This window comes from Intestinimonas timonensis (assembly GCF_900626145.1).
Lineage (GTDB): Bacteria > Bacillota > Clostridia > Oscillospirales > Oscillospiraceae > Intestinimonas > Intestinimonas aquisgranensis.
Genome location: NZ_LR130817.1, coordinates 1,743,504 through 1,769,434, shown reverse-complemented (window position 1 = coordinate 1,769,434; position 25,931 = coordinate 1,743,504). Strand labels below are relative to the sequence as shown.

The window sequence follows — 25,931 nt, the reverse complement described above, 5'->3', positions numbered from 1 at the left end:
CGGTCAACAGGAGATGCCCTGCTTTTGAAAGGACTATTCGCGCTGTGTGCTGCGCAGATGATCACGGTCATGGTCAGCAGAAGGAGCGAGAAACGTATCAACATTAGACTTGATCGTCTCTATTTGCTTTACTTCTTTTTTGAGCTTCGCACGTTCATCATAGAGCCGCTGTTGCTCATCAAGAAGTCGCTGCTGTTCCGCTTGCAGTGTCTTCATGCTCGGCAGTTTTTCATCGCCCTGCATAACAAGAAGCGTACTCCGTGCCGCCTCAAAGATCACAAGTTCTGCCTCATGCTTTGCTTTGAAACCCGGCTTATCTTTTGCCTTCTGGAATGCGTCATATACGGGCTTGAGCCGCTGGTAGTTGGAGATGTTTTTGATAAGCGGTTGGACTTCCCGCAGTCGCGCTTCGACGCCTTTCAGTTCCTTGCCGGTGCGGGCATAGGAGATGTGAACGTCCTCGACCTTCTTTTCAAGATCGGCGTATTGGAGCAAGTTGTTTTCCGTGAGATAGTTGAGTGTCCGTGCCGCTTCCTTGAGGATCGTGAGCTTGGCTTTATACTCATAGCCCTTGCTGTCGATAAGTCTGATCCGCTCCTGAATATCTCCGATGAGAGAGATGCCCTTCGGCACGGTCTGCCTCCGGTTTCTGCGCGGCGTCCGTCCGGCAATCCGCTCCTTGATGCGTTCCTCGGTGTAGTTCTCTCCGATGGTTTTAGACCGGGTAAACCGCTCCTGTCCTTCAGCGCGAAAGGAGATATATTTGCCGGTCTTGATTTCATAACCAGCTTCCTGCATGAGCCGCAGAAAATCATCGTAATCCTTCGCTGTAATGACAAGCCGGTCGATGGTCTGCTTGAGTTTCTGCTTCCAGCTCGTGCCGCGTTTGGCTTCGGTGTACTCCTTGTAGCCCATGCCTTTGTTCTGAGAGGGAGGGATAACAGAGAGACCGTTTTCCTTACAGAGCCGGTCGCTGACCTCGCGCATATCATAGTAAATCCGCTTGTAGCTATTGTATGCGTGGTAGTCCACAAAGTCAACCGCATTGAAAATCAGATGGTTATGAACATGGTCTTTGTCAATGTGAGTGGTCAGCACATACTCATATTTTCCTCCGAGGATTTCGTCTGCAAACTGCTTGCCGATCTCGTGGGCAAGCTCCGGTGTGACCTCTCCAATTTCAAAGGACTGGATCACATGACGGGCTATGATCCTGACCGGATTCATCCCTTTTTGCTCGGCTATTTTCCGCGTCCACTCAAATTCCCGCGCTGCGGTCTCGCTGGCACAGCCGTAGGACGAGACCAGCAGCTTCTCATCGGTCTTTTCGGGATTCAGAATGTACGCGATTGCCTTGCTCAAAGTTCCTCGGATTGCTTTGATTTTAGTAACTGCCATACCGCGTCCATCTTTTCTTTCAGCTCGTCAATATCGTCCTGATAGAATCGTCCCGTCGAGTTGATCCTGCGGCAGACGGTATTGATGTTCACGCCGATCTTGTTGACTTCGGCGGCGAGCTTTTTCTGCTCTGTGTAGTCCACAACGATGATGTAGCCGTCGATCAGCATCTTCCTTGCATACGCACCGAAGTTCTCCGTGCCGATCATCTCCATCTTCTTTGCAATCGTCCGTTCTTCCTGTGGTGTCAGCCAAATCTTCTTCTGAATGTCTCGTGTTCTTCGTACCATGCTGCGCCCTCCGTCGTAATGATTAGAAGGGTTTGGGACTATCCCAACAAGCAAAAATCTGATGTTAAGGGCAGGGTCTCCTTAACTGATTTTTCTCCGGTGGGTACTCACCGGATTTGCTTGCTAATCTCCCAAAATCGTATTCCCCGAAGATTCCTCCGTGAAATGTCCCTTCACTTTACAACGGACACAAAATGGGCGTTTGTTGAGTACCGGATTTCAAAAAAGTCAAAAAATCATTGGATTTCCCATGTGAAAATCACTGTGTCTGTCACATCAATATCAACCGGCTCAATCTCAGGTGCGGCGCACTTGCTCATCGCCATGAGAGGCTGAATGCAGTCTTCAACATCGTAGCTTGTTCTGGAAAAAACATTGAGTTCGCCCCAGTTGTAGTCGATGTTGAGCAACTGCCCAAGCGTACTGCCTGATGCTTTGCAAAGAATCTCCGCCTTTGCCCTGGCGTTCTCCGTCGCATTGATCAGCAGCTCTTCGCTGACTCTTGCCGGGTTTTTCACGGTGAACGCAATGCTGAGTTCTGGTTGCGCCCCACAATCCGCAATCGCAGAAATGACCTTTGCAAGCTGCTTGCTGTCAAAGTCAAAGGCAAGTTTCAAGCGATAGCTGCAAGCATATCCGGCAAACTCTCGCTTGTAATTTCCTTGCCGATCCTTGACATTCTCGTACCTTGTCTGGACATCAAAGCTCGTGGTTTTCAGGTCTTCCTTGCGATACCCAACGCGGACTGCGGCACCTTGCAGTCTTTCGATTCTCTCGGCAGCTTCCGACATTGCGCGGTCATAGGTTTCAGATAAGACTTCAATGTTCAGGGATAGGATGATGTAATCCGGTCTTGCGGAGACATTGCCTGTCCCTTTTACGGTGATTGTTCTCATTACTTTCTCCCGTCCTTTCTGGAATTGAAGTCCTCATCAATACGTTTTTTCCAATTCGTACCCAGCGGTACGCTGCATCGGACAGCGGAAACCGCTTCGCTCAGAACTTCATAGTTGAGTTGCGTTCCCTCGCGGTCAGAGTGGTAATTGACCGCTCGATCTGCTCCAATTCCAAAATGCTTTGCCGTCTCAACTGCATCAATGTTTGCACCGAGGAAAAGAAACTCCCAACCGTACTTTTCCTTCTGTCGTTCAATCATCTTCTTGACCTTCTCGCTGTCATAACGGCGGCTTGCATTCTCCATGCCATCCGTTGTGATGACGAACAGTGTGTGTTCAGGGACATCCTCTTTTCTTGCGTACTTATGGACATTCCCAATGTGATGAATCGCTCCGCCGATAGCATCCAGAAGCGCGGTGCAGCCGCGAACGGAATAGTCCCTGTCGGTCATCGGCTCCACCTTCTGAACCGGCACACGGTCATGGATAACCTCGCTCACGTTGTCAAAGAGAACGGTAGAGATCAATGCCTCGCCATTCTCTTTTTTCTGCTTTTCAATCATGGAGTTGAATCCTCCGATGGTGTCTGTTTCCAGTCCGCTCATAGAGCCGCTGCGATCAAGGATGAATACGATCTCCGTCAAGTTCTTTCTCATGTTTTGTACCTCCGTATATAAAAATATGACTGCTTGGTGTCTCACCTTACAGTCATATTGTACTTCGGTATTCACTTCATTTGGTCGCATGGCAAGCGACATTATTCTAAGGACAAGAACAGCTCTCCGTCAATGCTTAGGATGTCATCCATCGGAATCTTCGTGCCGTCCTGCATGGTAATCAGGCGCTCAAAGTCATCAACCTTTATGACTGCGCCGGTTGCAGTTACATACTCACCGCCAGCTTTGCGCTCATCAGGTTTGAAGTAGGTTATTTCAACCTCCGGCTCTTCATCAAGGGCATCCATGAGAAGCTGATACCTCATGTTCAAAGCGGTCAAGGCTCCCTCATCAAGCTCAATCCTTTCGTCGGTCAGACGTCCGGTTTCCTTGATTGCAGAATCATAGCCGGTGAGGGCGGCAAAGGGCGCAAACTGCGCTGCACGATCTGACATCGGCATTTGTGGTCGCGTTTTGGAAACGTGGTGAGGAAGTCCCATGATCTCGTCGTATTTTCCGTTCACGCCTTATGCCCTCCAATCTGCGCATTGCGGTCTTTCGCGGTTGCACCTTCTTCAAGATTCATTGCCTTGAGGATGGCGTTCTTTCCATACTTCTTCTTGATGGCAAGCGTGGCGACTTGTATCTTCCGCTCACGTTCCAAGGCGGCGTCCTCGGCTTTCTGTTTTTCCTCTTCGGCAGCATAGTCAGTGAAAAGGTCAAGCTGGACAGCACCGTCATTTTTCTTCGGCGCGTCCGCTTCCGGCAGGACATGATTTGCCACAACATACATACGGCGGACAAGCAGATTCTTGTCCACGATCCGGTCAAACAGCTCTGACACAGCACACATTATTTTGCGGGTAGAGGATGTGTGACCGTCGAGGTTGATAGACCCGTGCGCCTGTTTGGGAATCTCCCGACCGTAGGGGTCTTTCCCCACCGCGCCGTGATACTTTGCCCGTCGTGCCGGATTGGTAAGGTTCTCGATGTCGTAGCCTACTGTGAGAACCATCTGATCAGTGACAAGCCCCTTGTCCACCAAGTCCAGCACAAGCAAGTCCGTCATTTCCCGCACAACAAGCTTCGCCTTTTGCGACTCATAGGGGCAGTGCAAAACCTGACCAGAGCTGAGGCTGTTGGAGCTGGGGCGGTACGCCTTGATTGCTTTAATGGTCGTAGGCTCCCAGCCCCACGCATGGTCGATGAGCAATTCCGCATTCTTGCCGAACAGCTTGTAAAGCAAGTCCTCGTTCCGCTCTGAACAGAGGGCAACATCGCCCATTGTGAACATCCCATTCTGCTCAAGTTTCTTGGCAATACCTCGACCCACGCGCCAGAAATCCGTGAGAGGCTGGTGCGCCCAAAGCTCACGCCGGAACTTCATTTCATCCAGTTCGGCTATTCGGACGCCGTTTTTGTCGGCGGGGATGTGCTTCGCTACAATGTCCATTGCCACTTTGCAGAGAAAGAGGTTCGTGCCAATTCCTGCGGTTGCTGTGATGCCGGTTGTTTCAAGCACATCGAGGATGATCTTCATGGCGAGGTCATGTGCCGAGAGCTTGTAAGTATTCAGGTAGTCCGTCACGTCCATGAACACCTCGTCGATGGAGTAGACTACGATGTCCTCCGGCGCGATATACTTGAGGTAGACCTGATAGATGCGGGTGCTGTACTCCATGTAGTAAGCCATCCGAGGCGGCGCGATGATGAAGTCAATCGCCAGAGACGGATCTGCTTGCAGCTCTGAGAAGAAGTGCGACGAGCCTTCCAGTCTGCGTCCCGGTGCGTCGTGCTGCCGTCCGGCATTTGCTTCCTTCACGCGCTGCTTGACTTCAAACAGCCGCCCGCGTCCGGAAATGCCGTAGCTTTTGAGGGAGGGCGTGACGGCAAGGCAGATGGTCTTGTCCGTCCGGCTCTCATCCGCAACGACGAGATTTGTGTCCAGAGGATCTAAGCCGCGCTCCCGGCACTCCACGGAGGCGTAGAAGGATTTCAGGTCGATTGCGATGTAAGTGTGTTGTTTCACCTTCTTTGCCTCCGCTTTCTTCTTAGATCAGCCCTAATGACATTTCATTGGAGCTTTTAATGTTGAATACGATACGCCATTCAATATCACCCTCCACCGGCTCAAAGTGTAGAGAGGAACAAACTGCATGAAGTTTTTCTTTTGAGCTGTCTCCACACACGATTGCGATTGGACCGTCCGCTCCGCCGATAATGCCGATACAAGCAATATCGTTTCGTGCCTCTGGTGCATAGCGGTCAGAGCATGGCGCAATTTCCAAAGGCTTGTCCCCCTCAGCGCAATCACAGATCGTAACATCGCTGTCAGGTTCAGGAGAAAGTGTATAGCTCATAGCAGTAAAATGCGTAGGATAAAACCAGCGGTCAGAACCGTAACGCTTTTCGGAAATTGTCTGCTGCTCTAATTCCTGTACAGTCAATGTGTATTTTTTTCCACTGACCGGATGGAGGAAAGAAAACGAATCACCGGGAGCGTGTGCCTTGAAATGTGGTCCCGGGACACGACACGACTGCTGCTCCATTGTAAGGGAGAGGGCTTTTATTTCAGGACGGCGTTTGCTTGTCCACGGAAAAGCTGCCCGAAAAATCATCCATCCATAGGATGTATCCAAATCATAGTGTTCCAATGCCCACTTTGCTTCCGCTTCATTGATCACCCCGTCTGGCAAACATGGATTAAAGACCACGGAACAGCCGTGGGAGGTCAGCATTGTTTTCCCGTTCAATTCCAAACGAGGAATAAAGTCAAGGCAAAGTGGATTGTCTAAATCTATCTGCATTTGCTGCTCCTGCGTGAAGTATTCGCAGGAGTCGTTTTCGGGGTGTAAATCCCATTTAGTTATGAACTTGCGAATGTCTTCTTCCGGGGTACGCATACAAAAGTCCATGACGAGTCCCTTGCTGCAAGAATACGCCGCAGGAATAACCCAATGATGCCTCGCCCAGTCAAATTGCTTATTCAACCGGATTTCCGTTCCGGCATGGTCTTTTCCCGAATGTCCCCAGAAGTTTCCCTCAAAGTAGACCTTCCACTCAGGCATGGTCGGTTCTGCTTCTGGGTTCATATCAACATCATAATAGTCCTCGGTGTACTTGATCTTACTATAATCAAAAGATGCTTGCAGCTTTTTGATGTATACCCACGGCTGTTCCATAGGCGTCAATTTCATTTTCTCAGCAAGCTCTGATAGCGTTCTTTGCTGATCCTGCGTTGGAGGGTTGTCCTGCAAAAAGGCTTCAAACTGGGCTTTATCCCACATCCACGCCTGTTCCAGCGCTGCCGAATCACTGCAAGCAAGGAGCAACCTCAGAAAGTCTTCAAAATCGTTTGCCAGCGGATGAACAAAATCCGGAGCCGAGTTCATGGGACTGACGGAAAATACCATACCGCCAAAGTCTCGAACAAAGCAGAAGTGGATGCCGTCCACACCCGCCCAGCCAAAAATAGATGCACCTTTTGGCGTGCAAAAGTATGGGTTGTTATCTTCACGACGCTCCACCCCTACGGGCGAAAGGTCAATACCACTTCGCAAAAATTTCTGAAACACTTTATCCATAGACCTTATGCTCCTATTAAACTTTGGTCGAAGGCAAACAGAGCCTCGTTGATCTCAAAGACATTATAGTTCCCATGCTCCACGAAATACTCCACGATGACGTCAAACTTGTTGGAGTGGGAGAGCGCAAAGCCAGCCTTCATGAGCATATCCTTCATTTCAACAAGCGGCAGCTCAAGGGCAATGGCAAACGCAATGACCGTGGGCTTGGAGGGCTTATAAGACTTGTCCGAGCGGATCTTCGAGAAGAGCTTCCGGTCAATATTCGCCTTCTTATAGCACTGCGCGTCCGTCATGCCGCGCTCATCAATCTTTCGCAGAAGCATCTCGGAAAAACTCTCGTCGATCTGTCCCAGCGCGTCATCAAGGGTTGCCGCCTTTTTGGGGGCAGCCGCCGCAGAGACGGGAGGCATGAGCTGTTCGATTGCCTCTTCACAAACGGATGCCTCGCAAGGCATGGGTTCTTCCATCCGGAAGGCGTTCATCCTGCGCAGACGCTCGGAACGATTATCAGTATGCTCGTCCACACAGCGGTCATCTATGTACGCTGCAATATCGGCAAACAGCTTGCCGCTGATCTGATAGGTTTTGCGGTCAAAAATGACGATGTACACCGTCATTTCGTTTTCGAGAAGGAAACTGCTAATGGTGTCAATCGCCACTTTGAGAGCCTGATCCTTCGGATAGCCGAAAATGCCGGAGGAAATCAGAGGGAACGCAACCGATTCGCAGCCGTATTCTTTCGCCAGCATGAGCGAAGTCCGATAGCATGAGATCAGCCGTTCGCGCTCACCATGCCGCCCGTCATACCAGCGCGGACCGACAGCATGAATGACATATTTGCAGGGCAGCTTATAGCCCTTCGTGATTTTTGCGCTCCCGGTTTTGCAGCCGTGGAGCGTTTCACATTCCACCAGCAGCTCCGGTCCTGCGGCACGATGAATGCAGCCGTCCACACCGCCGCCACCCAGCAGCGACTCGTTGGCAGCGTTGACGATGGCGTCCACATTCATTTTTGTGATGTCATTTCTGACAATTTGAAGCGGCATTATTCTATCCTCCGTCCTATCAAAGCGGCATCGGTGTCCGGGCGATCAGAATGACCGCCAGAATCGCGCCCACAAATGCCGCTGCCCCTACGACCGCCAACACCTTTTTGTCGAGCTTCTTCTTCGCTGCCTTGCCAATCAGCGCAGCGCAAGCCATGCAGACAGCCGCAGCAACAAGCGCAATGCCCAGCGTTTCCCATAGCCAAGAAAGTTCATGTAGGATTTTCATGCGATCATCATCTCCTGTTCGTTAAACTGGAATTTATAGTCCTCTCAAAACCAATTTGCTTTTTCTTCTCGAAATACGGGAATATCACTATCTCGATATGGATTGTAATTATGAAGATTGCAACCAAACTCTTTTAATGATTTTATTTTGTTATCCTGTGTCCATACAATTAAAGATATTCCGTCAAATTCTTCAACATTTCCATTATTCATTTTGTTTTTAAAATACCACTCCACGATTGTTTGATTGCCTTGATGAAAAAATTGCTTAATCTCCCAGACAAGAACACTTCCGCGTGTATTCCATTCGTCAAACCAGTGCTTTACCGCTTTGCGGTTTTCATATTTAGGACTCCAACTCTCAGTATATACAACATCATCTGTAAAAATATTGTCAATTCCTAAATCTGCTTTCTTAATCCACATATCAAACCATAATCGGATAATTTTTTCTCTCTCGTTCATAAAGCACCTCCACAACTTCCGATTTGTCTGCCCCTTAAAGTCCAAGTCCTTCAACCCACGCCGCAAGCTCCTGATGCCCGACGCAGCCCTTGAAAACCTTGCCGTCCATCAGCTTTGCGCCTTTGCAGCTCGGCGCAAGGCGTTCGTTCGTCTTGCCAATGTCGCTTCCTCCGGAGGTTGCAAACGGGATGATCGTCTTGCCGGTCATATCATAGCTCTCAAGGAACGTATTGATAATCGTCGGCGCAACGTACCACCAGATCGGGAAGCCCACAAAAATTGTGTCGTAGTCCTTCATGTTGTCCCGCTTTATGGCAATCTCTGGACGGGAAACAGGATCGTTCATCTCAATCGTGCTGCGGGCTTTCTTGTCCATCCAGTTCAGATCGGCTTCCGTATAAGGCACTTTCGGCTCAATCTCAAAGATGTCCGCGCCGATTGCCTCTGCCAGCGTCTCGGCAACCTTTGCGGTCACGCCGGACGCAGAAAAATACGCTACAAGTTTCTTACTCATTGTGTTCTTCCTCATCAATCTTTTCATTTCCTTCATTCAGCATGAAGTATAGCAGAGCTTCCAGCAATGTTGCCATATAATGAAGCGACCAGTTTTCTTCCGGCTCTTTTGTCATCTTATCAAGCACGGCTCGAAAAGCCGTGGTACGGTCAATCCTTGTTTCATCATCAATGCGGTCAAGTATGCCCTTCATTTTCAGGGCGAGTTCTTTTTCCTCGTCAGAAAGCTCCGGTATGCCAAGTAACTCAGATAGTTTCTTGTCCTGCATAATAGCATCGTATTCGATGTATGACTTGTGTTCGGCTGACATCAATTCTTCAAAGTAGTTGATAAAAATATGAACGCGAATGCCACCTTCTTCGTCCGGGGAGAAGCAGACGGTTTGCGATTTTTCTGCAATTTCTTTCAAAAATGCAAGGTCTTCTGAGTCATCGAACTCCGCAAACGGAAGAAACATATTGATTTCCGCGTGCCAACGATGATAGTCCACGATTCCCTTGATATACCCGCGGTGTTGCTTGACAAACGCATCACAGCGTTCCAGAAGATACTCGTAGTTCTTCTTGTCCTCCGGTACAATGATCTTTGGTATCTTGTCCATTGCTTCGGAGTACGCTTTCAGCATACCACAATTAACTGCGCGGTCAAACACCTCATCGCACCATTTATCGTATTCGGCAGACTCGGTTTCCCGGTAATCCTTCTCAAAGATAATATCGTCCATTGCGTTACCCCTTTATGATTTTCTCAAGCTGCATTTCGGTCGCGTTAGGCAGACGTGATTGCAGATGTTTTAGAATGCGTTCTTTGGATTCCTGCGGGTCTCGCTGATAGGCAGATGTGATAAGGTCGTACCCGAAAAGTTCTTCCGGCGTCGCATACTCTGCGACACCCCAGCCATAAGGTCTTCCGTATCTGTCCTGCATATAGACGAAATCCGCGATGCAGACATAGCTCTGCATTTGCAGCCGCGTGATGCACGTCTCAAAACCGGTGTTGCCGCCCTTGCGGTAGTTCAGAGCCTCTTTCAGCCGTTTGGAAAGCATCCTGCCTTCACCGGCTATGGCTTCATAAAGCTCCTTGTCCTTGTAGGACGCCAAGCCGTCATCCCAACGGGCGTCAAAGTCATAGCCGTCACGCCGGAAGTTCGCAAAGTCCGGAATCCACTCCCGACTCACAAATCCAGCCTTCTTGTTGAAAAGTTTGCCGTAAAGACATTTGCCGCTCCGCGCAGCCGGTCCTTTCCATTCCCACGGACCATCTACATCATCCGCAAACCATAACTCAGGTGGGCAAAGTTCCTCGATGGAGAAGCCGTGAATCTCGTTCCGAAAGAAGGGCAGAAAGCCGTATTGTTCGACGGCGGCAATCAAACCATCTGCACTATGTAGTTGTCTGGCATATCTCTTTGACATTACTCCGCCTCTTCAATCACGCCATAATCAATCAGGATATTCTTCTCCGCATACTGCGGGTAAACAACACCCATCATCTCATACTGATAGCGTCTTACGCGGCGATGCTCCTGAACCGGCTCCGGTGCATACGCAGCGGTTTCGCAGTGCGCATACTCCGGCATTTCCGCAAGATCATCCCGAACGGCACGGATAAGCGCGTCTGCCACATCATCAATGTTCTTGCCGGTCTCCACGGCAACCAGCTCGTGCTTCCGGATTGCCTTGTCCAGATTACCGGGGGAGCGAAACAGCTTGTATTTCATATCATTGCCCGTCCTTTCTCTCTATCGGTCTGTCTATTCTTCCTGAAATCTGTTCTTTAGGGACGCAATCATCGCTTGCGCGGCAATGGTCAGATATAACACTCCAATTTCATAGATAAAGTCGCGGTCGATCACGATAAAGTATTCTCTAACGTGTGTAAAAACCAGTTCCAGCAAGTCCCTGTACAGTGGATCATCAAAGGGCTTGAACCGCGTAAACTTGCTTTTGGCAGCGTCCCATGTCATAGACGCTTCGCCCTCAGCACTGGTCATTGCCTCACAGAGAATCATGCTGGCGCCCATTTTTCCGTTGCCGGTCAGGAGTTCTCCTTCGTAATAGCTGAGTAGGTCTTTCTTGCGTCGAAGCGGAACTACATCGCAGTTGTCATCCAGCTCAAATGCAATCAGCTCCGCAATCAGTTCCCGCCAGACCGCATAACCGGCGTTAATGGTTCCGTCCTCTTCGCGGCTGATGGTATCGTCCATGCAGTATCGCTCAAAGAAATTATCTCCGTCAATCTCGTTGCGGGTGCAGAAGATATGCGCCAGCTCATGCAGAAGAATGTGCTTCAACTCTGCCGGATGACGCGCTATGTCTGTCCGCAGCAGGATCCCGTCCACGCCGTCTTCTTTGCCAACGAAAGCGGAAGCGTGAAAGTCAAAATAGCCGTCCTCTGTATATCGGTCTTCCAGCCGGTCAGGAAAATACTGCTTGCAGAACTGCTCAAAGACTTCCTGCTGGTTTTCCGTCTGAAAGCAGCGCAGTACAAGGTTGTCCTCACTGAACTCTGCCCCCAAGCGTTCGTTAAAGATGGAAGCGGCATAGAAAAGGGCTTCTTTATAGTCGTCGTTGTGCATCTAATTACTATCCTTCATCCTCATTCACCCCTCCGGTCTGACATTTTTCAGGAAGTCAGAGTGCGGTACATAAGGCAAGTTGAGCTGCCAGCCCATGCGGTTCAGTTCGTTGAGCTTGATCAGCATCAGGTTGATGTTTGTTCCCATTGCAGCCGAGAGCTGCACCACATCGTAGTCCTGCTTCATCAGGTCAATCAGCTCATCATCGTCAATGATCAGGTGTGAGGCAAACGCATTCGCCTCATATTCGTGTTTTGTGCGCATATCGAACAGCACGAACTCCGGGAGCGGTTCGTTTCCTTTGGCAAGATCACGGTGAAAGGTATCATGCCCGATCTCGTGACCGCAAACCATTTGCATGATCAGATACTCCATGTTGGAGTTCAGAAGAATATGCCGCTCTTTATGGCGGTAGGTGTACATTCCGAGCAGATCGTTCAGATTGTCAAGAAAATGGAGATGAATGCCCAGCTCACGGGCAATCTTCAAGGTATCTCTTGTTCCACAGCTTTTGACAATGCTGTTCGCCTTTTTGTATATTTCCTCGGAGCGAATTATCACGGGACCTTCACCCCTTTCATGTTGAAAACAGTCAAAGTAAATCCGTCAAGAAACCGAGACGCAGACAGTTATTCCTCTGCGTCCGTACCGGTCTTCTTGTATTTCTTCGGCGTGTATTTCTCAACATTTCGGGCTTTGGATTCCCAATATATATCCTGCAACGCCTTCATCACCGCATCCTTGTCCTGCTCAGACAGCGTACCGCCCGCAAACAAGCCGGACATCCCTTCAATCAGGTCCTTTGCCTGTTTCATGCCACGGGAGCCGTACTGCTCGGATGCCTGAACCACAAACTCTTCGTCCTCGGTCAGCAGATAGTTCACATCCACCTTGAAGTATTCCGCGATTTTTCTGTAAGCGTCCTTGGTACGGGGAAAGGAAATGCCGTTCTCGTACCGGGTAATCATACGCCTGTTGATCCCCAGTGCATCGGCTACTTCCTGCTGGGTCAGCTTCCGCTTCTCCCGTTCAGCCTTGAATTTCTCTCCAAACGTCATTTTGGTAATCACTCCTGTTCACAAAAAGTTTGCGACATCAAATTGCGCAAGTCTATTGACAAAGGCACTTGAAGTGCGTATAATAATGACTGAGCAATCCAACTACTCATAGTATATCCTGAATTGCTCATCCTGTCAAGGGGCATGAGTAGTTGTACACGAAAAAGTTACATCTTTTGAGCAGTTCAAATGGACAGGCATTTATGCTGCCGAAGATCATCCGTACCGGCATACACCGGTATGAGGGAACAGGAGTGAGAAAAACGGAAATGGCTACACAGTACAGAAAAGCATACGTCCCGGTTACACTGGATGTGGACAAGGAGGGGGCAATCCTTCCTCGCCTTATCTGGTGGGACAACGGTGTAATCTTTCAAATCGACCAGATTCTATACAAATGCCGCGCCACATCCAAAAAGGTTGGGGGCGGAGGCATCCGTTACACAGTTCAGATTCGCGGAAAGGAGTCATTTCTTTTCCACGAAGGAGACAAGTGGTTCGTCGAAGCAAAGGAGGACAACTGCTCATGATTTTATCCCAGCGCCAACTTGAAGAAATTGCAGCCTCAACAACGAAGGACTTCAACCGGTTCTTTTTCGGGGATGAGGCGGACAAGCCCGACCGATCAGCTTTGCCAACACCCATTGATCAGTTTGCAAAGAACTATCTCGGTCTTCGCGTATCATTCGCCCGTCTCTCGCCGGACGGAAGCATCTGCGGTGTCACTGCCTATGCCGACACTGAGTACAAGATCACGGAACTTGGTATTACGCGCACACTGGCTTTGAAGCGTAATCAGGTCATCTTGGACGAGAGCTTCATTCGATCCGGCAACGTGCAGCGGCTCTGCGCCAAGCGCAGATTTACCCTTGCCCACGAGTGCGCCCATCAGATTCTCTTCCAACTGGAATCGGAAGAGGTAAAGGCGTCCTGCGAAATGAAATATTCCGCACGGACAGCCTATACGCCGCGAGAGCTGAAAACCCGCGAGGACTGGAACGAGTGGCAAGCAAATGTCTTGGGCGCGGCGATCCTGCTTCCTCAAAAAGAGGTTGACCTGGCAATGCGTCGGTTTGCAGAAACGCCGCTGATCAATTACGAGGGGAGGTATTCGTATGGTGATCACTTAACGCTGCGCCTTTTCTGCCGGTTGTTCGGTGTCTCCAAGACAACGGCGTCTATCCGCCTTCGTCAGCTCGGCTACATGGTAGATCGTCCATTCAGTGAGTATGTTGACCCATTGGAGGTGTGGTAATGAAGAGAGCATCCATTCGGGTTCAGGAACCGACGCCGGAGCTGATCGAAAAAATCCGCAGGGCAAGAGTTGCCATTTCCCAGCAGAAGCCCCGATACCTGAAATGTCCCTATTGTCAGCATAATGCCATTGCTGTCTACGAGGACACGAGGGGTCATGTAGAATCCAAGTGCAAGAAATGCGGGAGGATCACAGTCTTTGATGTGCTGAATATGAGAAGACTGCGACCGCGTACCAAGTAAGAACCGGAGGACAAGCCTCTGTTCTAAAATAAAATATATGTCATAGCTGAGCTGTGGAGCCGCCTGATAGGTGAAGTCATCCTAATGCCGCATGAGACAGAGTTTAATTACTCTGTTTTATCGGCATGGGATTCAAACCTCACCGTCATGCGGCTCTTTTTCTGTCTTCACCCTTCCCGCTGCTCCCGCGCAGCGGAAAGGATGAACAATGAAAATCCCTAAGACCCCTATCGCGTTCGATTACGACCTCTGGACTACGGAGGACGGCAAGTGCATGGTGCGCGTGAAACGAACCGGCGAAGTTTCCGAGGTTGACCGCAAGGTTATGAGAATCCTTCGCGCAGAGGAAAAGCGGATCAGACGCTCGTATGGCTCTGACAACACCTCTGAGGATGAGGACGGCGCAGAGAAAATTTCTGATACCGTGCTGTCCCTTGACGCTATGCCGGAGGACGATGTGAAGTCCGCTGCATGGCTGGCAGACTCCCGCGACTGCATGGAGGAACTGATCACCGCTCTCAAAGAGAAGGAGCTTCTTTCCATTCTGACCGGGAAGCAGCGCGAATTGTATCTTGCGATGACCCGTGAAGGACTGACTCTTCGAGAGTTTGCCCGAAGGAAAGGCATCGGCATCAGAGCTGCATTTGACCTCAAAGCAGCGGTGCAGAAAAAATTTCAAAGAATTTTTTGAGCGGTACTCAACAAACGGCAAAAAGATGTCCGTTGTAAAGTGAAAGGGTCAATCAGACCACTTCACTGCTCCTTGAAAACTGAATAGTTCAGTGCTGCGGATCTTTCCGCTTCTGCGAAGCAACACAGCTTCCGACGCCAAGACCTCCCGAAAGGGAGTGAGCGACCTCCGGAGAGCTATAACAGTCGTGTGGTGCGGCTGCTTGCGACGATGCAGATGCCGGGTATAATGATACTTCCGCCTTTTCTTTGAATGGGCGGCTCGGAGCGATCCTCGGAGGGGTGAGAGTCCCATGATACCGATTGACCATTGGTAGTCCGCAGCATTCCCGGAACTGCAAAGTTCTTCTGGCAGGGGCGCGAGCTGCAAATATGCCGGACAATGAAACAAACCCAAAAGAAACTTACTATATAGTTTCAGGATGAAAACTATGTGGCAGGGTATCTTCACAAGATGCTCTGCCATATCCTTTTGTCCTGAATATTTCACGAAACAGGAGGTGCTTAGAATATGATGGGCATTGAAACAATGAAAAGCGTCAGTCCGAAAACGGTTGACCGAAGCACACTCGTTCAGAGAAGCAGCATCCGGCTTGATCCTGCGGCACCGCGAGAGGACAGGCTGAGGGAGTTCATCAAGCAGATCAGAAATCCCTATTGTTATCTGGACGGGAAAACTGTGGTGAAGATCAGCTTCGCCGCGACGGACACGACAATGGAAGATTGTCTGGAACACTATCTGAGAGGTCTCTGATTTATGAACAGTCTGAATCTTTTCACCCGGTTCTATGGACAAGCGATTGAGCCTGTGGTATAATGAAATCGGTCAAAAAAGAAGAATACGGATTAAGCTGCTTGCCTAGATGGTCATGTGGCGTTTTCGTGTTCCTCTCATAAGAGTTGAAGCAAGCCTTCGTCTTTCTGATTTGATGTACCACACCAAACAGAAAAACGGAGGTTATTTTTATGCCAGACAAGGTTTACCGCACGGCGATCTACTGCCGCCTGTCCCGTGAGGATGGAGACAAAGTAGAAAGCAACTCCATCGCCAGCCAGAGAGCCATCTGCGAGGACTACATTGCAAGGCACGATGATTTAGAGCTTGTCTGTGAGCCGTTTGTGGATGACGGTTACAGCGGCGTTTCCTTCAATCGTCCTCAGTTCAAAAAGCTGGAAGAGGCAATCCGCAAGGGTGCGCTTGACTGCATCGTGGTCAAGGATCTCAGCCGCTTCTCAAGAAACTACATCGACGGCGGACGCTACATTGAAAAGATTTTCCCGCAGCTCGGCATTCGCTTCATCGCAATCAATGATGCGTATGACAGTCTGACCGGTGATCCGCAGTCCGACTCCTTTGTTATCCCGTTCAAAAACCTGATTAACGATTCTTACTGCAAGGACATCTCCATGAAAATCCGAAGCAGTCTGGAAGTCAAGCAGAAGAGCGGTGAGTTCGTCGGCTCGTTCGCGCCTTACGGCTACATGAAATCGCCGGAGAACAAAAACCAGCTCATCGTGGATGAAGCGGTCAGCGAATATGTGCAGATGATCTTTTCCATGTACAAGGACGGCTTCTCCATCGGACGTATTGCAAAGCGTCTGAACCAGATGGGCGTCCTGTCCCCAATGGAATACAAGCATTCCGCCGGTGTGAAGTTTGATACCGTCTTCAAAACCAGCGATACCGCAAAATGGACATACAAAGCCGTCCAGCGTATTCTCACCAACGAGGTTTATATCGGCGTTCTGGCGCAAGGCAAGCGCGGCACTCCCAACTACAAAGTCCGCGTTGTGAAAAGCAAGGATGAATCCGAGTGGGTCAAGGTAGAAAATGCGCATGAAGCTCTTGTGTCCTACGAGGACTTCATGGCAGTCAAGGTCATGATGCAGCGGGATATGCGCTGTTCGCCCGATCAGGACGAAGCGCATCTGTTTTCCGGCTTCCTGTTCTGCGGAGACTGTCAGCAGCCAATGATCCGCAAGACCGTCCCGTCGAAGGCGAAAAAGTATATCTACTACGTCTGTTCTACCAATAAGCACAGCCGGACGTGCAGCCCGCACAGCATCGCCGCAAAAGAGGTTGAAGAGAAGGTCTTCCGTGCTATTCATGACCAGATCGAGCTTGTCATCAATCTGGAACACGCGCTTGCGATGATAGAACGGCTTCCGTCTCAGAGCCGTAAGGCTTTCAATTACGAAGCTCAGATCGCCAAAATCGAGGAAGAGATTGAACGGTACCAAAAGCTCAAGCTGGGGCTTTACGAGAACTTCATCGGCGGCGTCATTGATAAATCGGAATACTTCGAGTTCCGCAGCAGCTACACCAAAATCATTGAGGACAAACAGGAGGCACTTCTGCGGGTCAAAAAAGAAATGAAGCAGACGGTGACAACCGGCACGACTGAACGGAACTGGGTAACGCTTTTCAAGCAGTATGAAAACGTCGAAGAACTGAACCGCCGTGTGCTGATGTCCCTTGTTGACCGCATTCTGATTCACGAAAACCATGCAATCGAAATCGTCTTCAAATATAGGGATGAATACCAGCAGACGATTGAATACGTTCTCGGCTATGCCGATGAACTGGATATTGCCGTATAAAGGGGGGATGAGCAAATGGCAAGAAAAAGCAGAAAGCAAATTGCAGTTGAAGAGCCGGTTATCGAGTCTGTTTCTTCCGAGGTCTTCTCAACAGCCATCTATGCCCGTCTTTCCGTTGAAAACAGCGGCAAGTCCGAAAAGGTGGATGTCATCGCAAATCAGATTGAGATTTGCAAGTCCTACATTGCAGAGCGTCCCTACCTGAATCTGATAGATACCTATGTGGACAACGGACGAACAGGAACGGTTTTTGATAGACCGGAGTTCAACCGGCTGATGAACGACATCCGCACCGGCAAGATCAAGTGCCTTGTAGTTCGTGATCTCAGCCGGTTCGGGCGTGACTACATCGAGGCTGGAACCTATCTGGAACGGGTCTTTCCGCAGATCGGGCTTCGGTTTATCGCCATCAAAGAGAACTACGACAACTTTGATACGGACGGCTCCGGCGAAAGCCTCATCATCCCTCTGCAAAACATGATCAACACCCTTTACTCGAAGGACATCTCCCGCAAGGTTTCTACTGCGCTCAAAGCACAGATGGAAAGTGGAGAGTTCAAGAAGCGCAATCTCCCGTATGGTTATCGCTGGGATGAAGAACACAGCAATATGGTTTTCGATGAAGAAACCGCACCGATTGTCCGGAAGATTTTCCAATGGAAAATTGAAGGACTGTCCCTTCCTGCGATTGCAGACCGGCTTGATGCAATGAACGCGCCCAATCCGGAGTTTCAGAAGTATCAGGTCGGCGTCCGCACAGGCAATGCTACGGCAAAGAAGATTTGGAACAAGTCTTCACTGACTACCATTCTGGATAATCCCCATTACGTCGGAGATACCGTTCTCGGACGGACGCTGAACGCCATCTACAAGGGCGTCAAGAATCAACATATCGACCGCGAGGAATGGATTGTTTTTCCCAATACTCACGAGGCGATTATCTCTCGTGAGGACTTTCAGAAGGTTCGTGAGATGCGGGACGCCGCTGCAAGGACGAGAGTTGAAAAGATGGAACGCACGGAAGAAATCCGTGCTACACTGATCAATCTCTTTGAAGACAAAATCGTCTGCGCAGACTGCGGCAGGAAGCTCTATTTCCATCGCAAGCGAGTTGACAAGCGTAAGGACGGCGCATGGTACGCCTTCTATGAGTGCAGCTCATCCGTCAAGCGCGGCAATCTCTGTACGCCGCACTATACGCGGCAGGACAAACTCGAAGCAGATGTGCTTGCGGCGATCCAGCTTCAAGTCAAGGCGGCTCTCAATTACGACAAGCTGCTTGCCAAACTGAGAAACAGCGAAGGCGAACGCAGCATCCGCGATCAACAGAATGCGCTCATCACAAGCCTGAATCTGAAACTCAGCGGCATCTCCAAGAAACGCACCCGGCTCTACGAGGACTTCACGGAAGGCGTTCTCGATGAAGAGGAATACGCCTTTGCCAAGAAAGCCTACGATGAGCAGTATGTCGATCTTTCACGGCGGTTGGATGAAGCGGTTCAGCGGAAGGTAAAGTTTGCCGAGGCAATGTCCGAGGACAACAAGTGGCTCACGCTGATGAAATCCGTCAGCGGTGCAACGATGCTCTCTCAGGAGTTGGTTGACGAGTCCGTAGAGCTTGTGAAAGTCCATGAGGACGGCTCAATCGAGCTGGTCATGAAATACGGCGATATTTACGCTCTGACCGTTCAGAGTATCAAGGAAGTACAGGAGGCGATGTAAATGAGCAAGGAATACAACATCGGCATCTACATCCGCCTCTCAATGGCTGATGAAGATACTGGCTATGGCAGCAAGGCGGAAAGTGACAGCATCGGCAACCAACGTATGCTCATCAATCGCTTTCTTGACAATCATCCGGAGCTGTCTCGCTGTCAGCGGTCTGAGTTTGCGGATGACGGTTATACCGGCACGAACTTTCACCGTCCTCAATTCACGCAGATGATGGAGAAGGTCAAGCGCGGCGAAATCGATCTGATCTGCGTCAAAGACTTTTCCCGCTTTTCTCGTGACTACATTGAAACGGGAAACTATCTGGAATGCACTTTCCCATTCATGGGCGTCCGCTTTATCTCTATCAATGATGGCTATGACAGCGACGATTACAAAGGCACAACGGGCGGTCTGGAAGTGGTTATGCGCAGCATCATCTATGCGGCATACAGCAAAGACCTCTCCGTAAAGACCACATCGGCAAAAATCCAGATGATGAAGCAAGGCAAGTATGTCGGTGGCTACGCTCCATACGGCTACGTCCTGCATCCAACCATTCGGAACAAACTTGCCGTAGACCCGGAGGCGGCTGATGTGATCCGTCGTATTTTCCGCGAGGCGCTGGAAGGCAGCAACACCTCTCAGATTGCCCGCAGCCTGAATGATGACGGCATCCCGACGCCGGGGCAATACTTCAAGGGCAAGCATCCCGACAAGAAGAAGTTCAGTAACATGAGCGAGAAAATCAGTTGGGAAACCGTGATGGTCTACAACATCCTCAAAAACCTTGTTTACACCGGAACACTGGTCAGCCGCAAAATGAAGTCCTGCGGTGTCGGCTCAAAAAGGCGTGTTGTCAATGAGCCGATTATCGTAGAAGGTACGCATGAAGCTATTATCAGCAAGGAAGACTTTGAGCTTGCTCAGAAGGTCATTCGAGGCGGAGGTCGGAATCCCACGCGCAAGCAGCATGACTATCCGCTCAAGGGACTCGTCCGCTGCGGTAACTGTAAACGTGCTATGACACGCCGAAAGAACAAGGCTGGCATTCGATACTTCCAGTGCATTCACTCGGTCAACAACGGAAACACAGACTGTCCGGTTGGCAGGAGCTTTCCGGAAATGGATATTGAGAAGGTTGTCTTCCATGCCCTTACTCAGTTTCTTGCTTTGGCACAGAAGGAAGCAATACAGAACCGCGAAGTCGGTGATCTGCGGAAATCTGCCATCAAGGAATGTGCTGATAAAATCCGCACTCTGCAAAAGCAGAACGAGCAGCACAAGGCGTCCAAGCTGAGGCTCTACGAGAAGTATGCAGCCGGAAGCATCACGAAGGAGGCGTACATTCAGCAGAAGGCGACAGCGGATGTGAAGATTGCTGAAAACGATGGAGTAATCCAGCGCAGTCACGAACGGATGAAAGAGCTTGACTCCGAGACCGCCTGTTCAGATGAAAAGCTGGATGCGGTCTGCGAACAGTACGCCGACTGCAAAGCTCTGACCCATGAGCTGACCCACACATTCATTTCTGCGGTCTACATTTACGATCTTGACAACATAGAAATCGTCTGGAAGTTCAAGGACTTCCTCACTACATCAGAAGGAGAAGCCAAATGAAAGTATTTCTTTATATCCGCGTTGCCTGTGCGGATCAGCTTGCGGCAGCAGACCAGCGGGAAGAGCTGGAACGCTATGCGAAGGACAAAGGCTATGAGGTGGCTGCTGCTGTGGCGGCAAACGGCATCTCCGGCGTCCATACGGAAGGTATCATGAACTTCCTGCTGAACGAAGCAAAGCGTCAGGACATCGGTACGATCCTCACCCGCGACACCTCGCGAATCAGCCGGGACACTTCCTCTTTCATGAGGTTTGAGCGAAAGTTCCGGGAGAACGGCATCCGGTTCGAGTATCTGTCCAAGCCTGACAACGAGCTTCCGGTCACTCCGATGATGGAGGCGTTTGAAGCGGCGTATAAGAAACGTCGCACAAAGAACGGCAAAAGAGCATAGAGAAAACTCAAGCCGTTCATGGGTGGTTGTCCACCTATGAACGGCTTGTAAATTCTCAAAATTTTTTTAGTCCCTACTTGACACAAGAAGACCTGTCCCGGCTGGGACGTGAGTACATTGAAACAGGGCGCTATATGCGCCGGGTATTCCCCGCCTATGGGGTACGCTTTATTGCGATCAACGATAATGTGGACACCCTGAATGACACAGGCGATGATCTGACCGTTTCCGTAAAAAACATAATGAATGAGGCGTACAGCCGGGATATTTCCATTAAGACCCGGAGCGCCCTGGATGTGAAGCGGCGCAGCGGTGATTTTGTCGGAGCTTTCGCTGTTTATGGCTACATCAAGACCGGTGACAAGCACAAGCGCCTGGAGGTTGACGAGTATGCCGCTGGCGTGGTACGGGATATTTTCAGGAAACGCCTGGAGGGGTTCAGTGCGGCACATATTGCAAGTGAGCTGAACCGGCTGGGTATTCTCTCCCCGCTGGCATATAAAAGGAGCCAGGGGATGCCCCATGCAAAGGGCGGATATACAGATAAAAAGGACTGCCGCTGGTCGGCAACGACTATCATCCGCATTTTGCAGGACGAAACCTACACGGGTACGCTGGTGCAGGGCCGGCAGACCACACCCCACTTCAAATTAAAGGAGCGGGAAAACAAGCCGGAAGATGAATGGATTCGGGTGGAGGATGCCCATGAAGCGATTGTGGAGCGGCACGACTTCGACCTGGTACAGAGAATCAAGCGGATCGATACCCGGACTTCCCCAAAGGAAAATAAGGTGTACCTGTTTTCCGGTATTCTGATCTGTGGGTGCTGCGGCTGCCGCATGACCCGGAAAACCAACCACTACAAAGGCAGGGAGTATCACTATTACTACTGCCCGACAGGAAAGAAAGGCGGCTGCAATGGTTCCGTCATGCTCAAAGAGGAAGATTTGATTGAGTGTGTCCGGGACAGTCTGAAAGGCCATATTGATAATGTGGCCTCCCTGGATGCCCTTCTTTCAGGTATCAGCCAGGAACGGATCAACCGGGAGCTGGCCCAGGAATATGCCGGGCAGATCGCCGCCAATGAAAAACGCATGGCAAAGATTGAGGGCTTCAAGACAAAGCTCTATGAGAACCTTGTCAGCGGCATTTTGACGAAAGAGGAATTTCTTTCTTATAAGCGCAAGTACAATGCGGATATTGACCTGCTGAAACAGGCCATTGCCGAGCTGAACGAAAAGCTGACTGACGTGCTGGAAAACCGGAGCGAGCGCAACCGCTGGATGGCCCATTTTATGAAGTTCTCCACTCTGGAGGATTTGGATCGCCGGGTGGTGGCACAGCTTATACGCAGCATTACGGTTTTGGGGAAGAATGACCTACATATTGAATTCAACTATCAGGATGAATACCAAAAAGCATTAAAACTCGCAAAGCAGGCGGCGGAGACCGTTGTGCAGTTCAAGGAAAGGATGGTGGGATAAATGGCAAGAAAGAGCAGAAAAAACCAAACGGCGGCGCCGGTGTGCGATACTTCCATCTATATCCGCACCGCCCTTTATATCCGGCTGTCCGTGGAGGACAACAAAAAGCGCGGACATTCCATTGGGAACCAAAAGCTGGTGCTGGAAAACTTTCTGGCAGGAAGGCCGGAATTTGTTGTTTACAACACCTATGTGGACAACGGCGCTACAGGCACCAATTTCCACCGTCCGGGTTTCCAGCAGATGCTTTCTGATATTGAGGCCGGGCTGATCGACTGTGTGATCGTAAAGGATTTGTCCCGGCTGGGGCGCAATTCCATTGATACCGGCTACTATATTGAGCAGTATTTCCGGGCGCATCAGATACGCTTTATTGCCCTTACAGACCAGTTTGACACAGCGGATGCCAGCAACCTTCACGGCGGTATTATGCTGCCCCTGAAAAACATGATAAATGAAGCCTATGCACTGGACATTGGACGCAAGATCAAAGCCCAGGCAAGGCAGGCCATGAAAGACGGTGAGTACATTGGCGCACGGGCCCCTTACGGCTACCGGAAAGACCCTGAGAACTGCCATAAACTGCTCATTGACCCGGAGGCCGCCGAGGTTGTATTTCAGATTTTCCAGTGGGCTTATGAGCATGTAGGGCTGAATGATATTGCCCGCAGGCTGAACGAACAGGGCATACAGACGCCCAGCCACCGGAAACGTGCCACGGGCGAGATCACCCATGAAAACCTGATCGGCTCCGGCAAATGGCAGACCCGCACGGTTGCAAAGATACTGGACAGTGAAGTTTATACCGGTGATCTGGTGCAGGGAAAGACAAAAATTGTGGACCACCAGCAGGTACAGGCAGACGAGGACAACCTGATTATCGCCACCAATACCCATGAGGCCATTATCAGCCATGAAGTTTTTGAGGAAGTAAAGGCATACCGCAGGCAGGTGTGCGAAGAAAGCAAGGCACATGAGGTTGACCCTTATACCCCGAACATCTTTAAGGGGAAGGTGTTTTGCGCCCACTGTGGCGGCAGCCTTCACCGGCAGCGCAATAAGCGGAAGAAAGGGTCGGATGTTTACCGCTTCCATTGCCTTACTAACAGCCGCACGGAAAGAGGCGGATGCCTGGGCGTGTCTCTCACAGAAAAGGACTTGCTTTCCGCTGTCATTGCCATATTGCAGCAGGAATTGACGGTTGCTTTAGGTAATTATTCCTTTGTCTTAGAGGCAGAGGTAAAACGGAAGAAAGAGCGTGATGATCTGAAAGCGGGCATTTCCGCAAAGAAGCAGGAAATTGATAGGAACCGCCGTTTTGTCCGTGGCCTTTATGAGAACTTCGTGCAGAAAGTGCTTACCAGCGAAGAATACTTCACCATGAAAAAGGATTATGAAGCAGTCATTGCCAAACTCTCCGACGAGATCAGCACTTTGGAAAACGGGCTTGCCGTCATGGACGCCCAGCTTGCCAAATATAAGGAGCTGGAACAGGATGCAAAAGTCCTGGAAAAAGACCATACCCTGACCGCTGCCCTGATTGACAGGCTGATTGAGAGGATCGAGATTACCCATGACAAGGAAATCCGTGTGAGCTTCCGCTTCAAGAGTGAATTTGAGGAATATGGAAAGGCGGTGGAACAATGCAGAAATTTGTGATCGCATTTTATATCCGTCTTTCTTTGGAGGACACGAAAACCGAAAGCATGAGTATTCCCAACCAGCGGGCGATCCTGCGGGAGCACGCCATGTCGCTGGCGGAATGGGACCGGGCCGAGGTTTTGGAGTTTGTAGACAACGGGCACAGCGGCGCTAATTTTGAGCGTCCTGCCGTTCAGGAGCTTTTGGAAATGGTTCAGGCCGGAAAGATCGACTGTATCATGGTGAAAGACCTTTCCCGCTTTGGCCGTAACAGCATTGAGACCGGATATTTCATTGAGCGGGTATTTCCCCTGTACCATACGCGGTTTATCTCTGTCAGTGATGATTTTGACACCATCAATTTCAAGGGAGATACTGGGGGCATTGATGTGGCCTTTAAGTATCTTATTAGTGAGTGCTACAGCCGGGATATGTCGGTCAAGACGAAAACCGCAAAATACGCAAAAATGCAGCGCGGCGAGTACCAGAGTAAGATTTGTCCCTATGGGTATCGGAAAAGCGCGGATGGACGTATGGAGATTGACGAGAATGTGGCTGAAATTGTCCGTCTGATCTTTCGGTGGGCTGCCGAGGGAACCACAGCGGCGGAGATTACCCGGAAGTTGTTCCGGCGGAATATCCCTACACCTGGGGAATACCGCAAGAGCAAGGGACAGAGCTTTTATGATGTATCGCGGACACATGGAACATGGAGCAGTTCAACTGTCCTGCGTATGCTGGAGGATGAACGCTATATCGGCACCTATGTCATAGGCAAGCGGGCTGTTACCGAGATCGGCGGGCATCGCATAAGGCTGAAAGATGAAAGCGAATGGTACAAGATACCGGATCATCACCCGGCGATTGTTAGCAAAGAGTTATTCGAGCAGGCCAAAGCCGGTATACGCCGCTTTTCTATCCCAAACAAAAAACGGCATGATTACCCTCTGCGCGGGAAAGTGTTCTGCGGCTGCTGCGACCATGCACTGTCACGGACTACACAATATCCAAAGTTCTATTGCCGGCACTCCCAGGTAAACACAGATTTTGCCTGTCATGGTATGTCGGTCAAGGCGGAGGAATTGGAAACGGCTGTATTTCAGATCATCCGGGCACAGGTAGATACAGTGCTGGGGGTTGATGGAGACGGCAAAGACAGCCTTGATTTGCAAATGGTCCAGCAATCAGAATATGAGAAGAAAGTGCAGATTTTGCAGGATGCCAAACGGCAGCTTTATGAGCAGTTTGCCCTCGGTGAGATCGACCTGGGCACTTACAAAGAGCAGAAAGCCAGATATGACGCGGAGCTGGTCCGGGTGAAGAATGTCTGCACAATGGCAGCGGCACAGACCAAACAGGCCCAGGCGGACTATGAGGCCAAAGTCAAGCGGCGGGAAATCATAAAAGAAGTTTCCGGGGCCGACAGTCTGACACAATCGCTGATTGATGCCTTAATTGACAAGGTGTATGTATTCCCTGGAAACCGGATCGAGATAGTCTATAAGATGCAGGATGTCTTTAACATCCCAGGAAACGGAGGAACAGACAATGAAAGCGGCGTTTTACTGTAGAATTGGCAG

28 protein-coding genes are annotated in these 25,931 nt (G+C 50.3%); 11 read left to right on the top strand and 17 right to left on the bottom strand.

Annotated elements, in window-relative coordinates; translation table 11 throughout:
* Positions 1–33: 33 nt before the first annotated feature.
* The 17 genes from E0E29_RS15535 to E0E29_RS15455 all read right to left on the bottom strand — a co-directional run bounded on the left by E0E29_RS15535 (position 34) and on the right by E0E29_RS15455 (position 12,716).
* Positions 34–1,398: a relaxase/mobilization nuclease domain-containing protein gene (locus E0E29_RS15535; RefSeq protein ID WP_058966993.1), complete on the bottom strand. Its 1,365-nt coding sequence runs from the start codon at positions 1,396–1,398 to the stop codon at positions 34–36.
* Positions 1,359–1,688 (bottom strand): plasmid mobilization protein, encoded by a 330-nt coding sequence (locus E0E29_RS15530; RefSeq protein WP_058966995.1) that lies wholly within the window; start codon positions 1,686–1,688, stop codon positions 1,359–1,361. Before E0E29_RS15530 ends, E0E29_RS15535 begins: the two co-directional genes overlap by 40 nt.
* A gap of 236 nt (positions 1,689–1,924) precedes the next feature.
* The gene (locus tag E0E29_RS15525) at positions 1,925–2,584 is read right to left on the bottom strand and encodes an SIMPL domain-containing protein (protein WP_130850600.1); all 660 of its coding nucleotides are present in this window, start codon (positions 2,582–2,584) and stop codon (positions 1,925–1,927) included.
* A complete protein-coding gene (locus E0E29_RS15520; protein ID WP_071699567.1) occupies positions 2,584–3,240 on the bottom strand; it encodes a vWA domain-containing protein in 657 nt (218 codons plus the stop codon). The genes E0E29_RS15525 and E0E29_RS15520 overlap by 1 nt, the downstream gene beginning before the upstream one ends.
* A 101-nt stretch (positions 3,241–3,341) precedes the next feature.
* Positions 3,342–3,764, bottom strand: a complete 423-nt coding sequence (locus E0E29_RS15515) for a YolD-like family protein (RefSeq protein WP_130850599.1) — start codon at positions 3,762–3,764, stop codon at positions 3,342–3,344.
* A complete protein-coding gene (locus tag E0E29_RS15510; protein WP_130850598.1) occupies positions 3,761–5,269 on the bottom strand; it encodes a Y-family DNA polymerase in 1,509 nt (502 codons plus the stop codon). The genes E0E29_RS15515 and E0E29_RS15510 overlap by 4 nt, the downstream gene beginning before the upstream one ends.
* A 22-nt stretch (positions 5,270–5,291) precedes the next feature.
* Positions 5,292–6,824 (bottom strand): hypothetical protein, encoded by a 1,533-nt coding sequence (locus E0E29_RS15505; protein WP_008396796.1) that lies wholly within the window; start codon positions 6,822–6,824, stop codon positions 5,292–5,294.
* A gap of 5 nt (positions 6,825–6,829) precedes the next feature.
* Positions 6,830–7,873, bottom strand: a complete 1,044-nt coding sequence (locus E0E29_RS15500; protein ID WP_130850597.1) for an O-acetyl-ADP-ribose deacetylase — start codon at positions 7,871–7,873, stop codon at positions 6,830–6,832.
* Between the two features lie 19 nt (positions 7,874–7,892).
* A complete protein-coding gene (locus E0E29_RS15495; protein WP_006573505.1) occupies positions 7,893–8,102 on the bottom strand; it encodes a hypothetical protein in 210 nt (69 codons plus the stop codon).
* A 44-nt stretch (positions 8,103–8,146) separates the two neighbouring features.
* On the bottom strand, positions 8,147–8,566 hold the full coding sequence (locus E0E29_RS15490) for a nuclear transport factor 2 family protein (protein ID WP_130850596.1): 420 nt from the start codon (positions 8,564–8,566) through the stop codon (positions 8,147–8,149).
* 34 nt (positions 8,567–8,600) lie between these two features.
* Complete coding sequence (locus E0E29_RS15485) at positions 8,601–9,080, bottom strand: flavodoxin (RefSeq protein ID WP_120136751.1); 480 nt, start codon at positions 9,078–9,080, stop codon at positions 8,601–8,603.
* On the bottom strand, positions 9,073–9,804 hold the full coding sequence (locus tag E0E29_RS15480) for a hypothetical protein (RefSeq protein ID WP_071699572.1): 732 nt from the start codon (positions 9,802–9,804) through the stop codon (positions 9,073–9,075). The genes E0E29_RS15485 and E0E29_RS15480 overlap by 8 nt, the downstream gene beginning before the upstream one ends.
* Before the next feature lie 4 nt (positions 9,805–9,808).
* The gene (locus E0E29_RS15475) at positions 9,809–10,495 is read right to left on the bottom strand and encodes an AlkZ-related protein (RefSeq protein WP_050005986.1); all 687 of its coding nucleotides are present in this window, start codon (positions 10,493–10,495) and stop codon (positions 9,809–9,811) included.
* Positions 10,495–10,800, bottom strand: a complete 306-nt coding sequence (locus E0E29_RS15470) for a carboxylate--amine ligase (protein ID WP_130850595.1) — start codon at positions 10,798–10,800, stop codon at positions 10,495–10,497. The genes E0E29_RS15475 and E0E29_RS15470 overlap by 1 nt, the downstream gene beginning before the upstream one ends.
* 33 nt (positions 10,801–10,833) lie before the next feature.
* A complete protein-coding gene (locus E0E29_RS15465) occupies positions 10,834–11,658 on the bottom strand; it encodes a hypothetical protein (protein ID WP_130850594.1) in 825 nt (274 codons plus the stop codon).
* A gap of 24 nt (positions 11,659–11,682) precedes the next feature.
* Complete coding sequence (locus tag E0E29_RS15460) at positions 11,683–12,147, bottom strand: ImmA/IrrE family metallo-endopeptidase (protein WP_223385148.1); 465 nt, start codon at positions 12,145–12,147, stop codon at positions 11,683–11,685.
* Positions 12,148–12,287: 140 nt separating this feature from the next.
* Positions 12,288–12,716, bottom strand: coding sequence for a helix-turn-helix domain-containing protein (locus E0E29_RS15455; RefSeq protein ID WP_005934745.1), 429 nt, complete (start codon positions 12,714–12,716; stop codon positions 12,288–12,290).
* A 152-nt stretch (positions 12,717–12,868) separates the two neighbouring features.
* Between E0E29_RS15455 and E0E29_RS15450 the strand changes: the two genes are divergently transcribed.
* The 11 genes from E0E29_RS15450 (at position 12,869) to E0E29_RS15395 (ending at position 25,922) form a co-directional block, all read left to right on the top strand.
* The gene (locus E0E29_RS15450; protein WP_256173618.1) at positions 12,869–13,246 is read left to right on the top strand and encodes a hypothetical protein; all 378 of its coding nucleotides are present in this window, start codon (positions 12,869–12,871) and stop codon (positions 13,244–13,246) included.
* Entirely contained in the window at positions 13,243–13,971 is a 729-nt protein-coding gene (locus E0E29_RS15445; protein ID WP_008816141.1) for an ImmA/IrrE family metallo-endopeptidase, read from the top strand. Before E0E29_RS15450 ends, E0E29_RS15445 begins: the two co-directional genes overlap by 4 nt.
* Positions 13,972–14,421: 450 nt before the next feature.
* Entirely contained in the window at positions 14,422–14,904 is a 483-nt protein-coding gene (locus tag E0E29_RS15435; RefSeq protein ID WP_008816140.1) for a hypothetical protein, read from the top strand.
* Positions 14,905–15,414: 510 nt separating this feature from the next.
* The gene (locus tag E0E29_RS15430; protein ID WP_008816138.1) at positions 15,415–15,657 is read left to right on the top strand and encodes a DUF6870 family protein; all 243 of its coding nucleotides are present in this window, start codon (positions 15,415–15,417) and stop codon (positions 15,655–15,657) included.
* Between the two features lie 212 nt (positions 15,658–15,869).
* Positions 15,870–17,504: a recombinase family protein gene (locus E0E29_RS15425; RefSeq protein ID WP_130850593.1), complete on the top strand. Its 1,635-nt coding sequence runs from the start codon at positions 15,870–15,872 to the stop codon at positions 17,502–17,504.
* Positions 17,505–17,519: 15 nt separating this feature from the next.
* Positions 17,520–19,226 carry a recombinase family protein gene (locus E0E29_RS15420; RefSeq protein ID WP_130850592.1) on the top strand — a complete coding sequence of 569 codons (1,707 nt, stop codon included), beginning with the start codon at positions 17,520–17,522 and terminating at the stop codon, positions 19,224–19,226.
* On the top strand, positions 19,227–20,834 hold the full coding sequence (locus E0E29_RS15415) for a recombinase family protein (RefSeq protein WP_130850591.1): 1,608 nt from the start codon (positions 19,227–19,229) through the stop codon (positions 20,832–20,834). It begins immediately after the preceding gene.
* On the top strand, positions 20,831–21,226 hold the full coding sequence (locus E0E29_RS15410) for a recombinase family protein (protein ID WP_130850590.1): 396 nt from the start codon (positions 20,831–20,833) through the stop codon (positions 21,224–21,226). Before E0E29_RS15415 ends, E0E29_RS15410 begins: the two co-directional genes overlap by 4 nt.
* Before the next feature lie 26 nt (positions 21,227–21,252).
* Positions 21,253–22,710, top strand: coding sequence for a recombinase family protein (locus tag E0E29_RS15405; RefSeq protein WP_479723855.1), 1,458 nt, complete (start codon positions 21,253–21,255; stop codon positions 22,708–22,710).
* Positions 22,711–24,369 carry a recombinase family protein gene (locus E0E29_RS15400; RefSeq protein ID WP_130850589.1) on the top strand — a complete coding sequence of 553 codons (1,659 nt, stop codon included), beginning with the start codon at positions 22,711–22,713 and terminating at the stop codon, positions 24,367–24,369.
* The gene (locus E0E29_RS15395; protein ID WP_130850588.1) at positions 24,354–25,922 is read left to right on the top strand and encodes a recombinase family protein; all 1,569 of its coding nucleotides are present in this window, start codon (positions 24,354–24,356) and stop codon (positions 25,920–25,922) included. The genes E0E29_RS15400 and E0E29_RS15395 overlap by 16 nt, the downstream gene beginning before the upstream one ends.
* Positions 25,923–25,931: the final 9 nt, after the last annotated feature.